A 15,350-nucleotide genomic window follows, 5' to 3' on the forward strand; every position below is an offset into this window, starting at 1 on the left:
GGCCGGGTGGATGCGTGGGTGGGTGGGTGGGTGCGGGGCGGGCGCGGGTGGCGGGCGGGTGCGGGGCGGGCGCGGGTGGCGGGCGGGTGCGGGGCCGGCGCGGGGCCGGTGAGCGTGACGCACCGTGCGGGCCCCATCGGCCGGTGCGAGGTTTCACGCTGTATGCGGCGCGACAGGGCCGCACCCAGCGAGCAGCACCGCACGGGATGAGCACGGCGGCACGGTGCGGCGAGCGCGAGTGCGAGTGGGCGCGGTTGCGGACTTGGGTGCTGGCGCCCCGGCCGAGAGGCGCTCGGTGCGGCCGGTGCGGCTCACCGTGCGGGCTCCATCGGCCGGTGCGAGGTTGCACGCTGTGTGCGGCGCGACAGGGCCTCACCCAGCGAGCAACGCCGCACGGGACGAGCGAGGCGGCACGGTGCGGCGAGTGCGAGAGGCACGAGGCCGCGATGGGTGGACGGGTCGATCGAGACGCGAACGGGCAGCTGGGGCCAGGAGGCGCGGTGCAGCCCCGCCTCGCACCGTGCGCGGTTGCGGGGTCGAGTGGCGCGGCGGCGGTGCGGGCTTCGTCGGCCGGTGCGGGGTTGCGGGGGCGGTCGATGCGGCGCACGGTGCGGGACTCGCCGGCCGGTGCGGGGTTGCGCGCTGCGTGCGGCGCGACAAGGCCGCACCGAGCGGGCAAGGGCGCACGGGATGAGCAAGGCGGCACGGTGCGGCGCGCGGGAGGAATGGCCGAGCAGTACCCAGCGGCGCGCGGGAGGGACAGCCAGCAGGAGGACCGGCCAGCAGGAGGACCGGCCGGCAGGAGGCGCGGGAGGAGCGGCGGGCGGGCGGACCCGGCGGGCTAGAGCGTCGGGGGGCAGCTCTCGCGCAGCAGCACCTCGACCGGCAGGCGCACCGCCCGCGGCGGCCCGTCGCGCCGCTCCAGCCGGTCCACGATCGCCCGCACCGCGGCACGCCCGAGCTCCCCCATCGGCTGGTGCACGGTGGTCAGCCGGGGCGACGAGAACCGCCCCGCGTCGATGCCGTCGAAGCCGGTCACGACGAGGTCGTCCGGCACCCGGACGCCCCGCGCCCCCGCGGCGTCGAGCACGCCGAGCGCCGACTGGTCGTTCGAGCAGACGATCGCCCGCGGGACGGCGTCGCCGTCGAGCAGCTGCGCCGCGAGCTCCCGGGCCCGCGCACGCCCGAAGTCGCCGTGCACGACGCGCACCGACGACGCCGGGACCCCGTGGTCGTCGAGCGCCTGGCGGAACCCGGCCGAGCGCTCCATGTCGTCGGGTGAGTCGATCGGCCCCGCCAGGTACACGAGCGACCGGATGCCGAGCCGTCCGATGACGTGCGCGCCGAGCGTCCGCATGCCCGCGGCGTTGTCGACGCTCACCGAGTCGAAGCCGTGCGAGCGCCGGTCGTCCGCGAGCACGACGACCGGGATCCGGCGGGCGACGTGCTCGAGCAGGTCGTCCGGGACCGTCTGCGCGAGGACCGCGAGTCCGTCGACCCGGCCGGCGACGTCGTTGACGATGACGTCCCGGGAGGAGCCCCGCCCCGCCGCCACCATCAGCGCGAGCCCGCGCTGCCAGGCCTCGGTCTCGGCACCGCGCAGGACCTCGTCGAAGTACAGGTTGGAGGAGAACGGCTGCGTCACGTGCCGCCGGTCGTCGACGACCCGGACACCACCGTCGGTCACCAGGTCCGGCCGCTCGTCCGGCACGACGTCGAACCCCGGCAGCAGCAGGCCGACCACGCCGGTGCGCTTGCCCGCGAGCGCGCGGGCGTTGCCCGAGGGGACGTACCCGAGCGTCCGGATGGCCGCCTGGACGCGGTCGCGGGTGCCCTCACGGACGGCGTCGGGCGTGCGGAGCACGCGCGACACGGTGGCGATGGAGACGCCCGCCGCGGATGCCACGTCGTAGACCGTGGGAGGTGCGGTGCGCTGCTCGGCCAAGCCGTGCCTCCCGTCCGACGTCCGCTGCTCGCGTGCCGCGAGCCGCGCGGCCGGACCATCCTAGGCATGGAGCCCACCGGGACTTTCCCACATGTGCCGGAAACCCCTTGCGCGATCCGGACAGGGCGCGCCACACTGTCACGACCTCAGCACGTCCCGTGAGGAAGCGCACCGCCACGGTGCCCACACACACAGGAGAAGACGCGATGTCCCAATCGACACGGTCCGGCAGCAAGAGCGCGATCCGGCTCACCACCGACGAGGCCGAGGTGCGCGACGCACTGCTCGACCACTCCGACGGCGGCAACGCCTGGATCTTCGACCAGATCGACTCGGCCGAGGACGGCGCGACGAAACCGTAGCGGTCCGCGGAGGCGCGGTGCGGATCCGCCGCGCACCGCGCCCGACCGGTCGGTCGCGCCCACGGCAGGTCCGTCGCGTCAGCGCGCGGTCGGCAGGTCCGTCGTGTCAGCGCGCGGTCGGCAGGTGCGTCGCGTCAGCGCCCGGTCGGCGCGTCAGTCGCGTGAGCGCGCGGTCGCTAGATCCGTCGCGTGAGTGCGCGGTCGGCGCGTCAGCGTTCGGTGCTGCCCACGATCGCCATCCCGGCACCCCGCAGCCGCCGGCGCTCCTGCGCGATCCACGCCAGCAGTCGATCGTTCGTGCCCGCGACGTGTGCCGCCAACAGCTCGGCCGCGCGGTCGGCGTCGCCTGCGCGCACGGCGTCGATGATGGCGCTGTGCTCCTCCCACGCCGCGTCGCGTGCCTCGGGTGTGCGCACCTCGATCCACCGCGTGCGCTCCAGGCGGGTGAGCGCGTCGGCGATGGCGTCGGTGATGAACCGGTTGCCGCCGAGCGCTGCGAGGTCGAGGTGGAACGTCGAGCCCATCCGGATGCCGGCCTGCCGGTCCGGGGTCGGTCGGAGGCTGTCGAGGTGCGCGCGGACCTCGTCGAGCTGCGCGCCGGACGCCCGCGCCACGGCGAGCCGAGCGGCGGCGGGCTCGAGGACGCCCCGGAGTTCCGCGAGCGACGCGATCTCGTCGAGGTCGATCGGCGTGACCGTCCACGAGCGTCCCTCGTGCAGGATGAGCCCCTCGCGCTCGAGCCGGGACAGCGCCGCTCGGACCGGGGTCCGCGAGGCGTGGAACCGCGCTTCGAGCCCGCGTTCGGAGATGCGCTCCCCCGGGGCGATCTCGAGCGTGAGGATCGCGGCACGGAGGTTGTCGTAGAGCTGGCTCGTCTGCGACACGGGCGCTGGTTCGGTCGTCTCGGTCAGCCTAGCGGCGTTCGGGGCCGGATGGTATACCGTTGTGGTATACCAATCAGTTCCACGACGGGACGACTCCGTGACCTCCACCACGCGCGCCTGGACGATGCTCGCCCTCGGCGTCGCCGCCCAGGCGGCCGGCACCCTCGTGGTGTCCGCACCCGCCCTGCTCATCCCGTTCCTGCACGCGCACGGCACGCCGCTCGCCCTCGCGGGGCTCCTCGCCGCGGCACCGACGTTCGGCATGGTCCTCACGCTCATCGCGTGGGGTGCGGTCACCGACCGCATCGGCGAACGCGTGGTCATCGCGGGCGGGCTCGTCCTCACGACCCTGGCGGTCGTCGGCGCCTGGGCTGCCGCGGGCAACCCCGTGCTGCTCGGCCTGGCCTTCCTCGCCGCGGGCATGACGAGCGCCTCGACGAACGCCGCGAGTGGCCGGGTCGTCGTCGGGTGGTTCCCGAAGGAGCGGCGCGGACTGGCGATGGGGATCCGGCAGATGTCGCAGCCCCTCGGGGTGACGCTCGCGGCGGTCACGGTCCCGCAGCTGGCCGAGGCGGTGGACCTCCGTGCGGCCCTCGTCCTGCCGATCCTGCTGTGCGCCGTGCTCGCCGTCGCCTGCGCGATCGGCATCCGGAACCCGCCGAGGCCGTCCCGCGCCGACGCGGCGGTGGCGCACGTCGCGAACCCGTACCGCGCGGACGGCTTCCTCTGGCGGATCCACGCCGTGTCGGTCCTGCTGGTCGTGCCGCAGTTCACGCTGTCGACCTACGGGCTGGTGTGGCTCGTCGGCCTCGGCTGGTCGACCCCGGCCGCCGGACTGCTCGTCGGCGCCTCGCAGTTCGTCGGGGCGATCGGCCGGATCCTCGTCGGCGCCTGGAGCGACCGCGCCGCGTCCCGGGTCGGCCCCCTGCGGATCGTCGCCGTGAGCGCCGCGGCGGTGATGGGGCTGCTGGCCCTGGTGGATGCCACGCACCTCGCGGCCGCCGCGGTGTTCCTGGTCGTCGCGACGAGCGTGACCGTCGCGGACAACGGCCTGGCCTACACGTCGGTCGCCGAGGCTGCCGGGCCGTTCTGGTCGGGGCGGGCGCTCGGGGCGCAGAACACCGGGCAGTTCATCGCGGCGAGCGCCGTCGGCCCCGGGATCGGTGCGCTCGTCGGGGCGGTCGGGTTCGCGGCGTCGTTCGGGGTCGTCGGGGTGCTGCCGCTGCTGGCGCTGCCGCTGGTCCCCCGGCGCGACCGGTCCCTGCAGGACTGAGACTTCCCAGAACGCTTGCGATGGGGAGCCGGAACGGGCGTACCGGGTCGAACGGATCGACCAGGGACGCCCGTTCCGACCAAGGACGCCCGTTCCGACCAGGTACGCACGTTCCGACCGGGCGCGCCCGGGGCGGGCCCGCGACCGGGCCCGCCCCGGGCCGGGATCAGGCGGGGACGGCCGGACCGACCGGCCACCGCAGCAGCGCGGCCGCGGCGACCCCGCCCGGCAGCGACGCGGCGTTGACGAGCACGAGCTCCGCGTCGGTCAGGACGGCCGCCCGGACGAGCGCGCACACGGCCGGTACCGCGCCGATCACGGGCGTCCCGCCGGCCTGCTCCGGCGCGGTCGCGACCCACGGGGCTCCGGCGAGCGCGAGGAGCGTCTTGTCCCCGACGGCCACCGCGTCGAGCGCGACGACCGCGCCCTGCGCCTGCTGCAGCGCCCCGACGACGGCGCCGAGCCCCGTCACGGCGAGGTTGTCACCACGGCCGACGTGGGTGCGGAGCAGCTGCTCGAGGTCGTGCCGTCGGGTGGCCACCACACGGGCGAGAGCGGTCTCGACGTGCTCGACGAAGGCCTGCTTCGACGCGGCGTCCGCGCGGGGGTCTCCCGGGAAGACGGAGGTGAGTCCGCGGGTCTCCGACGACAGCGCCTTCACGAGGAGTTCGCGTGCGGTGACGTCCCCGGCCACCACGACGAGCCCCGGCCGGAGGGTCCGGACGGCCTCGTCGACGGCAGCGGCGGTCTCGGCGGAGTTCTGCTTCCAGATCTCCTCGGTGTGCTGCTGCCAGTGCGGCTGCTTCCAGCCCGTCCCCGCCTTGGCGTAGTGCAGCGTGTCGTTGTGTCCCTGCACCTGCTGCTCGTCGTGCGACACCGGTGCGTGGCCGAGTCGGTAGGCGCGGAACGCCCCGCCCTCCTTGCCGGCGTGGACCACCAGGAACGGCAGGTCGACCGGACGGTGGGCGACCAGCGGGACGAGGTCGGGGACGTCGCCGACCCCGACGGACTCCGGGCCGTGCAGCGTGCCGGGGAGCACCTCGCTGATCACGAGCGTGCCGTCGTGCACGAGGACGTACCGGGTGACGGGCGACGGGACCCCCGGTGCCTGCTCGAACTCGCCGGCGACGAGGTCGACCACGTCGTCGGCCGCGCCCTGCTTCCGGAGCGCCTCCTCGACGACACGGAGCCGCAGCGCCGCCTGCCGTCTCGGGTCGTCCACGTTGCCGGAGACGTCGGCGTACGCCCAGGCCCAGGTCCCACCGCCCTCCAGCCGCTGTCCCAGGATCTCGTGCAGTTCACTCGTCGCGTTGGTCGACGTCATGGCAGCTCCTCTCGGACGGTCGCCGGGGCTGTCACGAACCCCGACGTTTCGTGTGCGCCCACACTCCACCTGTTCGGTCCTCGTCGCCCACGGCCCGGAGCGAACACCCAGAGTCTGCGTGAAAGTACAGCCCTGCTCGGTTTTGTGGTTGGGTGGAGGGCACCCCGATCGACGACGAACCGGAGTCCAGGCAATGCGGCCACAAGCGAACCGAAGCGCGATATCGAGACGACAGCTGTTGGGCTTCGGCCTGGGCACCGCTGCCGCCGGACTCCTGGCCGGGTGTGCCGTGCCGGGCTCCACCAACGTGAACAAGGCGGCGCTCATCCCCGCCGCGGCGAGCGGGCAGAAGGTCGAGCTGACCTACTGGGCCTGGCTCAAGGACCTGCAGAAGGTGTGCGACGTCTGGAACGAGTCGCACCCGGACATCCAGGTCACGGCCAACTGGATCCCCGGCGGCAACAGCGGCGGCTACCAGAAGATGTACTCGGCGCTCGCGGCCGGCGGTGGCCCCGACATCGGCCAGGTCGAGCTCCGGCAGATCCCCGAGTTCATGCTCGCCAACGGCCTCACCGACCTCGCCCGGTACGGTGCGAAGGACTTCGAGTCGAAGTACGACGACGCGGCCTGGGCGCAGGTGTCGTTCGTGGACGGCATCTACGGCATCCCGCAGGACACCGGCCCGATGGGCTTCTACTACCAGACGGCGATCCTCGAGCAGGCCGGCGGCGAACCCCCGACGACGTGGGACGAGTGGCGCGACCTCGCCGAGAAGGTCCGGTCGACCGGGGCCCAGAACTACCTCGAGGTCTTCCCCGTCGCCGACGCCTCCCCCTTCGCCGCGTACGCGCAGCAGGCCGGCGCCCGGTGGTTCAAGGTCGACGGCGACGAGTGGGTCGTCGACATGACCGACGACAAGACCATGATGGTCGCCGACTTCTTCGACGGCGTCATCGACGACAAGCTCGTCGACACGAGTGCCGGTGCGTACTCCCCCGGCTGGTACGCCGCGGCGGCGAGCGGCAAGATCGCCGCCGTCACGAGCGCGAGCTGGGGCGACGCCCTCATCGAGTCCGTGCAGGGCGGCGAGGGCAAGTGGAAGGTCGCACCGATGCAGAAGTGGGGCGACACCGGGTTCGGGTCGAGCGCGATCGGCGGCTCGACGGCCGCCGTGCTCGCCAACGCGAAGCACCCGAAGGAAGCGCTCGAGTTCATCACCTGGATGACCACCTCGAAGGAAGGCATCGACGCGATGATCAAGTACTGCGGCATCGGGTGGTCGCCCGCCAAGGACTACATCGGCAAGCAGCGCGAGCAGCCGAGCAAGTGGTTCTCCGGCCAGAACTACAACGAGGACGTCTTCGTGCCCGCATCGCAGGAGCAGAACGTCGACTGGTCGTGGTCCCCGGTCACGCAGTCGGCGTTCACGAGCCTGCAGAACCAGTTCCGCCGCAAGCTCACCAGCGGCCTGAAGCTCACCGACGCGGTGGAGCTCGCCCAGAAGGAGATCGTCCAGTCCTTCAAGGACAAGGGCCTGAGCGTCAGGACGGCACGATGACCACGACACAGCCGAAGAACGGCTTCCGCACGAGCACGAAGGCCACGGTCGCCCAGAAGCGGGCCCCCTGGATCCTGCTCGCACCCTTCCTCGCCCTGTTCCTGCTGACGTTCATCATCCCGATCATCAGCGCGCTGTTCCAGTCGTTCACGACCGTCGACCGCGAGGGGCTCTTCGGCGAGGACGGCGTGGTCGGCCGGTTCGCCGGGTTCGACAACTACGCGATCGCGCTGCAGGACTCCGGCTTCGTCGCCTCGATCGGCCGCATGCTGCTGTTCGGCGTCGTGCAGGTCCCGGTGATGATCATCGCCTGCACGATCCTCGCGCTGCTGCTCGAGTCGGCGAGCGCCCGCTGGCCCGGGTTCTTCCGTGCGATCTACTTCATGCCCTACGGCGTCCCCGGGGTCATCGCGACGATCCTCTGGTCGTTCCTGTACGTGCCCGGCCTGTCGCCGATCGTGTCGCTGCTGCAGGGGATCGGCCTGCAGCCGGACTTCCTCGGCGCGAACAGCGTGCTGTGGTCGATCGCGAACATCGTCACGTGGACGTACACCGGCTACAACATGCTCATCATCGTGGCCCAGCTGAAGTCCATCCCCGGCGAGGTCTACGAGGCCGCCAAGGTCGACGGCGCGAACGCGTTCCAGGTCGCCTGCCGGATCCAGATCCCGCTGATCGCACCGGCGCTCGTGCTCACGACGGTCTTCTCGATCATCGGCACCCTGCAGCTCTTCGCCGAGCCGCAGATCCTGTCCACGGTCGCCCCGGCCATCGACACCGAGTACACGCCGAACTACGCCGCCTACACGAACGCGTTCGCGTTCAACGAGTACGGCGTCGCGAGTGCGCAGGCGGTCATCATCGCGCTGGCCGCGTTCATCCTGTCGTTCGCGTTCCTCGCGTTGACGAACCGTCCGCCGAAGAACGAGCGGGACCAGAGGAAGCGCGCCAAGCGCGACGGCCAGGAGGCGCGGCGCGCCCTCCAGACGCGCGTCGCCACCGCCGACGGGTCGCGTCCGGCGACCGGCGTCGCGAACCGCAGCACGACCACCGGGGCCGCACCGCGCCTCCGGGCCGAGGGGGACAACCGATGACCAGCGAAGCCGTCCAGGCACCTGCCACCGCGAAGACCGCGGTCCCGGTCGACACCACGTCGATCTCGGCGCACCAGCGCCGCAAGCTCGACCGCTCCGGCAGGTCGCAGATCGTGGTGACGGGCATCCTCGTCATCGTCGCGATCTACTTCCTGGTCCCGCTGTACTGGGTGGTGATCGCCGCGACGAAGACCACCGGGGCCCTGTTCGCCACGAACGGGTTCTGGTTCGGCGGCGACTTCGCGCTCTTCAGCAACCTGCAGCAGGTGTTCACGTACGACGGCGGCATCTTCGTCCGCTGGATCGCGAACAGCATCCTGTACTCGGGCGTCGGAGCGGTCCTCGCGACCTACTTCGCGGCCGCAGGCGGGTACGCGCTCGCGAAGTACGAGTTCCGCGGTCGGCAGGTCGTGTTCGGCACGATCCTCGGCGGCGTGCTCGTGCCGGGGACCGCGACGGCGCTGCCGCTGTTCCTGCTGTTCTCGACGCTCGGGCTGACCGACACGTACTGGAGCGTGCTCATCCCGAGCCTCGTCTCGCCGTTCGGCCTGTTCCTCTGCCGCGTGTACGCCGCGGCGTCGGTGGACACGGCGCTCCTCGAGCAGGCCCGCATCGACGGTGCCGGCGAGCTCCGGATCTTCCACACGATCGTGCTGCGGCAGATGACGCCGGCGCTCGTGACCGTGTTCCTGTTCCAGGTCGTCGGCATCTGGAACAACTTCTTCCTGCCGCTCATCATGCTGGCCGACCAGAAGCTCTACCCGATCACCCTCGGGCTGAACAACTGGCGCTCGCAGGTCGACCGGCTGCCGGAGTTCTACCAGCTCACCACCGGCGGGGTGCTCGTCTCGGTCATCCCGCTCGTCATCGCCATCATCGTCCTGCAGCGCTTCTGGCGCGGGGGCCTCACGGAAGGATCGGTCAAGGGTTGACCATCGCCGCACTCTCCTCCACCGCGCCCGGCTCCGACACCCGGCTGGCCCCTCGGGCCTGGCTGCACACGGACGCTCCCACCCTGTCGCTGAACGGCGAGTGGGACTTCCGGTGGTCACCGGTCGCGGACGTCCCGGACCCGGGTCCGGAGGACGAGTGGGGCACCATCCCGGTGCCGTCGCACTGGGTCCTGCACGGGCACGGCGCCCCGAGCTACACGAACCTGCAGTACCCGTTCCCGATCGACCCGCCGCACCCGCCGGAGGAGAACCCGACCGCCGACCACCGCCGCACGTTCACGGTGCCGTCGTCGTTCGACGCCGCGGCCCGGGTGCTGCTCCGGTTCGACGGGGTGGAGTCGCACTTCCGGGTGTGGGTGAACGGCGCCCTCATCGGATGGTCGACCGGGTCGCGGCTCGCGACCGAGTTCGACGTCACGTCAGTGCTGCGACCGGGGGCGAACGAGGTCCGTGTCCGCGTGCACCAGTGGTCGGCGGCCTCGTACCTCGAGGACCAGGACCAGTGGTGGCTGCCGGGCATCTTCCGTGACGTCACGCTGGTGGCGCGGCCGACGGCATCGATCGACGACGTGTTCGTGCGGGCCGGGTGGACCGCCGTGCTCGGGGACGCGGCGAGCGCCGGGACCGCGGCGTCCGGCCGGCCGGCCACCGGTACGGGGACGATCTCCTTCCCGACGCTGGACGCGGCATTCCCGGTGCGGTTCGCGGTGCCGTCGCTCGGCGTGGACGTCGTGTGGGCGGGTCCCGACGACGTCGCGCCGATCGAGGTCGACGGCGTCGAGCCGTGGAGCGCCGAGCTCCCGCGGCTGTACGACGCGACCCTGTCGACCGGGACCGCTGCCGGTGGGAGCGCCGGCGGTGAGACCGTGTCGCTCCGGCTCGGCTTCCGCACCGTCGAGATCGTCGGCGACCGGTTCCTGGTGAACGGCGAACGGGTCGTGTTCCACGGCGTCAACCGGCACGAGACGCACCCCGTGCGCGGGCGGGTCTTCGACGAGGAGCACGCGCGCGCGGACATGGCGCTCATGAAGCGGAACAACGTCAACGCGATCCGCACCTCGCACTACCCGCCCCACCCCCGCGTGCTCGACCTCGCCGACGAGCTGGGCTTCTGGGTTGTCCTGGAATGCGACCTCGAGACGCACGGCTTCCTCTTCACCGACTGGGTCGGCAACCCGTCGGACGACCCCACCTGGCGCGACGCGTACCTCGACCGCATCGCGCGGACGGTGGAGCGCGACAAGAACCACGCGTCGATCGTGATGTGGTCGCTCGGCAACGAGTCCGGGACCGGCCGGAACCTCGCCGCGATGGCGCAGTGGGTGCACGACCGCGACGACGAGCGTCCGGTCCACTACGAGGGCGACTACACGGGCGAGTACACCGACGTGTACTCGCGGATGTACCCGACGCTGCAGGAGACCGAGTCGATCGGCGGCGGTCCGGCCACGCCCCTGCTCGGCTGCGGCCCGGCCGAGGCCGCCCGGCAGCGGTCGAAGCCGTTCATCCACTGCGAGTACGTGCACGCGATGGGCAACGGTCCCGGGCAGATCGCCGAGTACGAGGCGCTCGTGGACACCTACCCGCGCCTGCACGGTGGGTTCGTGTGGGAGTGGCGGGACCACGGGCTGCTCGCGCACACGCCGGACGGACGGCCCTACTACGCGTACGGGGGCGACTTCCACGAGGTCGTCCACGACGGCAACTTCGTGATGGACGGCCTCGTGCTGCCCGATGACACCCCGACGCCGGGGCTGGCCGAGTTCGCCGCAGTCGTGGCGCCGATCCGACTGTCCGCGTCGGACACCACCGTGCTCATCGAGAACCGGTACCACTCGGCGTCGACCGCGGGACTGCGGTTCCACTGGACCCTGTCGCGGAACGGCGTGGTCGAGCACGAGGGCCGGTTCGCGCCCGGCGTCATCGCGGCACGCTCGTCAGCCACCGTCCCGGTGCCCGACGCCGTCCTCGACGCCCGCGCCCGGACGCTGGCTCCCGGCGAGGAGCTCTGGTTCGACGTGACCGCCGAACTTGCCGGCCCGACGACCTGGGCGGACACCGGCCACGTCGTGGCACGCACCCAGACGCTCGTCGCATCGCGCGCGGCGGACGTCCCCCGCGCCTCCCGTCAGGGGTGGGACGGCGACCGACTCGGCGACGGGACCTTCTCGGCACGGGGCGACCTGGTGTCCTGGAAGGGACACGAGGTCGAGGGTCCGCGCTTCGAGCTCTGGCGCGCACCGACCGACAACGACAGCCTGGCGTCGCAGGGCGGCTACGAGACCGCCGACCCGGTGCTGACGCACGGCGTCGGCGACCCGGACGCGCCGGCCTCGGCGACCCGCTGGCGCCAGCGCGGACTCGACCGGCTGACGCACCGGCTCGTGTCGGTGGACCGGACCGCCACCGGCCTCGAGCAGCGGGTGCGCGTCGCGGCGGCGAACAGCGGCTGGGGCGTGGACGTGACGCACCGCTGGACCCGGACGGACGAGGGGCTGCTGCTGCAGACCGACGCCGTCCCGTTCGGCGCGTGGGACGTCACCTGGCCGCGCATCGGGGTGCGGTTCGACCTGCCGACCGCTCTGACGGACCTGGACGCCACCTGGTTCGGGACCGGGCCGCTGGAGTCCTACGCGGACTCGTCGCACGCCGCACGGGTCGGCCGGTTCACCGCACCGGTCCGATCACTCGGTGTCGAGTACTCGCGCCCCCAGGAGAACGGACACCGTCCGGCCCTGCGGTCGCTGTCCGTCGGCGACCTGACCGTGTCCACCGTCGGGCGGCACCGCGCGGGCTTCACGCTGACGCCGTGGACCGCGCAGCAGATCGACCGCGCGGAGCACCCGTACGAGCTGCCGGCGTCCGACCACCTGTACCTGTACCTCGACTTCGCGCAGCACGGCCTCGGGTCACGCGCGTGCGGCCTCGACGTGCTCCCGGAGCACCAGCTCTGGCCGCAGGCGTCCTCGTGGAGCGTCGTCCTCGGCTGATCGCAGTCCGGAACTCACATATCTGATACATATTCCTTGCGCGCCCCGCGGGCGTCGGGAAGGGTCGTCTCCGCACCACCAGCAGAGAGGACCCCATGCCCAGCACTCCGAGGCGCGCCGTCGTGAGCGCCGCCCTGACCGCCCTCGTGGTGGTCGGCGGCGGCCTCGCGGCGACGGTCACCACACCCTCCCCCGCGCACGCGGTCGCGCCCTTCCCGGTGTCCGACCCGTTCGCCGGGTTGCCGCTCGGCACGACCATGCCCGCCGGATGGACCCGCATCGCCTCCGACGACGACCAGGCGACGATCGTCGACCACGGCCCGGCCGGGCGGTGGCTGCGACTGACCGACGACACGAAGCGGGTGAGCTCCGCGGTGTTCGACGAGTCGCCCTACGACTCCAGCCAGGGGCTGAGCGTCGCGTTCGACGAGCGGATGTGGAGCACGACGGACACCGGGTACGCCGACGGCATCGGGTTCTTCCTGCAGGACGCCGCCGTCCCGCTGGACTCGATCGGCCCCGTCGGCGCAGGACTCGGCTACCACGACGGGACCCGACCGTGCGCCGACGGCCTCGACGGAGGCGTCGTCGGGGTCGGCTTCGACCGGTTCGGCAACTTCGCCCGGCCCGACGTCGTGCCGAACGCGGTCACGATCCGCGGGGCCGAACGCGACTGCTACCCCGTCCTCGCGACCACCGGGGACCTCGGCGAGGGGTTCCTCGAGGACCGTGAGACCACCGCAGCGGCCGCGACCCACCGGCACGTGCAGATCGACGTCCTGCCGACCGACGCCGACGGCATCCGGGTACGGGTCGCGATGTCCGACCCCGTCGCCCCCGACGCCGCCCCCGGAGCGCTCCGCGAGATCGTCACCGCCGAGCTCCCCGGGACGTCGCTGCCCGACCGGCTGCGCTTCGGCTTCAGCGCGTCGACGGGCGGTCGGTCGCAGTTCCACGAGATCCGGGGGCTGCGGGCCACGCAGCCCACCGACGTCGTGACGACCGCCCGGACCCTCACGGACCAGCCGGTCCGCGCCGGCGCGGACGCCGTGTTCGAGGTGCGGTCCGAGAACCACGGCCCCGCCACCATCGGCGGTGCGGCCGACGCGCTCGCGCGCACCGTGGCGGTCACCGCCGGCGTGCCGCTGACGGACGTGCGGTGGACGTGTCGCGCGGACGCCGGGGCGACGTGCGCGTCCCCGAGCGGCACGGGCGCGGAGGACGCCGACTGGGCGGGGCCGCCCGGGAGTGGGATCACGCTCACGGTGCGGGGCACGGTGCCCGTGACGACCCGCTCGGGACGGTGGACGCTACCGTTCGAGAGCGTCACCGACTTCGACGCCGGCCGGCTCGACACGGCACGCTCGGCGATCGCGCTCGACGGGTCGGTGAGTGACGTCGACCTGACGAACAACGCCGACACCGCCGCGTTCGAAGTGGTCCTGCCCGAGGCTGTCGCAGTCGACGACGAGGGCACCGCGGAACCGGGTCGGCCGCTGACGATCGACGTCCTCGGCAACGACCCGCTCGACGGGAGCGCGGCGGACCCCGGCTCGCTGCGGTTGAGCGGCGACGGGATCGACGGGGCGGAGCTCTCGGCGGACGGCAAGCGGCTCCGGGTCCCCGGCGAGGGTGTCTGGACCGTCGGCGCCGACGGACGGGTGACCTTCACGCCGGAGCCGACGTTCTCCGGATCGGCCACCCCCGTGCGGTACCAGGTGACGACGGACGCGGGGCAGACCGTCGTGGCGACGATCCGGGTCGCCGTGGAGTCGGGCGGGTCGGTGGTCGTCCCGCCGACGCCGTCGCCGACCGCGGTGCCGTCGCCCGCGCCCGGGACCGGCACCGGTTCGGGCACGGACACCGGCGCGACGGGAGCCGGTGCGGGGACCGGGTCCGTCGTCCGAGGGGCGGCTGAGCCCGCGGGTGCCCGGAGTGCGCTGGCGTACACGGGGGCGTCCGGGCGGAGCGTCCTCGTGGCCGGCGCGGTGGCGGCGCTGCTGCTGGCGGCGGGCGCGTGGATCTCGGTCGCGCGGCGGCGGCGCGCGGCGGCGGCCGGGCGCTAGCGGCTGCGGCCGGCGGCGGCGCGCTGCGTCCCGGGGCCGCGCGCCCCGGGTGCCGCGCGCTCCCGGGGCCGCGCGCTCCGGGAGCCGCGCGCTCCGCACAACGCAAGTCACCCCGAACCAGTCGGAAACGCGGTTCGGGGTGACTTGCGTTGTGCGCTGGTCGCACGCACCAGCGCGGCGCGGCAGCGCGCGGCGCGCGAGCGCCGGCGGCGCGGCGCTAGGCGCTCAGCGCCGGGATCGCCGCCGGGTCGGACGCATCGAGGAACGCCGTCAGCCGCTCGGGCTCGCCCGGCTCCTCGATCGCCGAAGCCGCCCGCCGCAGCGCGAACAGCGCCCGCAGCACGCCCCGGTTCGGCTCGTGCGACCACGGGACCGGCCCGGCACCCCGCCACCCCGCCTTCCGCAGCGCGTCGAGGCCACGGTGGTAGCCCACCCGGGCGTAGGCGTAGGACTCGAGGGTGGCCCCGCGCTCCCACGCCTCGTCGGCGAGCATCGCCCACGCCAGGCTCGACGCCGGGTGCGACACCACCACGCTCGCGACGGGTGCGTCGGCGGCGAGGGCGGCGGTCACCTCCGGTTCGGCGGGGAGGAGCGTCTCGGGGTTCGCGGTCGGGTTCGGCAGCAGGTTCTCCGGCATGCCTCCAGCCTGTCACGGTCCGGGGGTCTTGCGCGGCGCGCGGCTCCCGGCGTAGCGTGATCGGGTCCTCGTCGTCATCGCGAGGCCACCGGTGCGGGACGACCGATCGGCGGTCCGGATGGCGGTCACGCAGGGCTCCCCGACGGAAGTGGACGAATTGCTGTCGATCACCGGATCTGCTCAGCCCTCGCGCTGACACCGTGATCGTCGCGCCCCGTCGGGCGCTCCGCCCTCCCGTGGCGGGTCCGGTGTCGTGCGCCCAGC

General features: G+C 73.1%; 10 protein-coding genes and 1 pseudogene. 7 read left to right on the forward strand and 4 right to left on the reverse strand.

Annotation, left to right across the window (positions count from 1 at the left end):
• Nucleotides 1-841: 841 nt before the first annotated feature.
• Nucleotides 842-1,906 carry a LacI family DNA-binding transcriptional regulator gene (locus ACIQUC_RS08175; RefSeq protein WP_402265356.1) on the reverse strand — a complete coding sequence of 355 codons (1,065 nt, stop codon included), beginning with the start codon at nucleotides 1,904-1,906 and terminating at the stop codon, nucleotides 842-844.
• A gap of 245 nt (nucleotides 1,907-2,151) precedes the next feature.
• On the opposite strand from ACIQUC_RS08175, the gene ACIQUC_RS08180 reads away from it, so the two are divergent.
• On the forward strand, nucleotides 2,152-2,307 hold the full coding sequence (locus ACIQUC_RS08180; protein WP_022907498.1) for a hypothetical protein: 156 nt from the start codon (nucleotides 2,152-2,154) through the stop codon (nucleotides 2,305-2,307).
• 209 nt (nucleotides 2,308-2,516) lie between these two features.
• On the opposite strand, the gene ACIQUC_RS08185 is transcribed toward ACIQUC_RS08180, so the two are convergent.
• On the reverse strand, nucleotides 2,517-3,191 hold the full coding sequence (locus ACIQUC_RS08185) for a GntR family transcriptional regulator (RefSeq protein ID WP_402265359.1): 675 nt from the start codon (nucleotides 3,189-3,191) through the stop codon (nucleotides 2,517-2,519).
• Between the two features lie 124 nt (nucleotides 3,192-3,315).
• On the opposite strand from ACIQUC_RS08185, the gene ACIQUC_RS08190 reads away from it, so the two are divergent.
• Nucleotides 3,316-4,464, forward strand: coding sequence for an MFS transporter (locus ACIQUC_RS08190; protein ID WP_402265719.1), 1,149 nt, complete (start codon nucleotides 3,316-3,318; stop codon nucleotides 4,462-4,464).
• Nucleotides 4,465-4,630: 166 nt separating this feature from the next.
• On the opposite strand, the gene ACIQUC_RS08195 is transcribed toward ACIQUC_RS08190, so the two are convergent.
• On the reverse strand, nucleotides 4,631-5,788 hold the full coding sequence (locus ACIQUC_RS08195) for a hypothetical protein (protein WP_402265362.1): 1,158 nt from the start codon (nucleotides 5,786-5,788) through the stop codon (nucleotides 4,631-4,633).
• Nucleotides 5,789-5,981: 193 nt separating this feature from the next.
• Between ACIQUC_RS08195 and ACIQUC_RS08200 the strand changes: the two genes are divergently transcribed.
• From ACIQUC_RS08200 to ACIQUC_RS08220, 5 genes and pseudogenes are all read left to right on the forward strand, one after another.
• Nucleotides 5,982-7,346 carry an extracellular solute-binding protein gene (locus ACIQUC_RS08200; RefSeq protein ID WP_402265365.1) on the forward strand — a complete coding sequence of 455 codons (1,365 nt, stop codon included), beginning with the start codon at nucleotides 5,982-5,984 and terminating at the stop codon, nucleotides 7,344-7,346.
• Nucleotides 7,343-8,260: pseudogene (locus tag ACIQUC_RS08205) on the forward strand (carbohydrate ABC transporter permease); the annotation flags it as partial. The gene ACIQUC_RS08200 and the pseudogene ACIQUC_RS08205, both read left to right, overlap by 4 nt.
• 176 nt (nucleotides 8,261-8,436) lie before the next feature.
• The gene (locus ACIQUC_RS08210) at nucleotides 8,437-9,372 is read left to right on the forward strand and encodes a carbohydrate ABC transporter permease (protein WP_022906963.1); all 936 of its coding nucleotides are present in this window, start codon (nucleotides 8,437-8,439) and stop codon (nucleotides 9,370-9,372) included.
• A 2-nt stretch (nucleotides 9,373-9,374) separates the two neighbouring features.
• Entirely contained in the window at nucleotides 9,375-12,383 is a 3,009-nt protein-coding gene (locus ACIQUC_RS08215; RefSeq protein ID WP_402265722.1) for a glycoside hydrolase family 2 TIM barrel-domain containing protein, read from the forward strand.
• Nucleotides 12,384-12,505: 122 nt separating this feature from the next.
• A complete protein-coding gene (locus ACIQUC_RS08220; RefSeq protein WP_402265368.1) occupies nucleotides 12,506-14,449 on the forward strand; it encodes an Ig-like domain-containing protein in 1,944 nt (647 codons plus the stop codon).
• Between the two features lie 217 nt (nucleotides 14,450-14,666).
• Here the strand turns inward: ACIQUC_RS08220 and ACIQUC_RS08225 are convergent, their stop codons facing one another.
• Nucleotides 14,667-15,086, reverse strand: a complete 420-nt coding sequence (locus tag ACIQUC_RS08225) for a DUF3151 domain-containing protein (RefSeq protein ID WP_402265371.1) — start codon at nucleotides 15,084-15,086, stop codon at nucleotides 14,667-14,669.
• Nucleotides 15,087-15,350 lie beyond the last annotated feature (264 nt).

It is taken from the genome of Curtobacterium sp. NPDC098951, from assembly GCF_044759965.1.
Taxonomy (GTDB): domain Bacteria; phylum Actinomycetota; class Actinomycetes; order Actinomycetales; family Microbacteriaceae; genus Curtobacterium.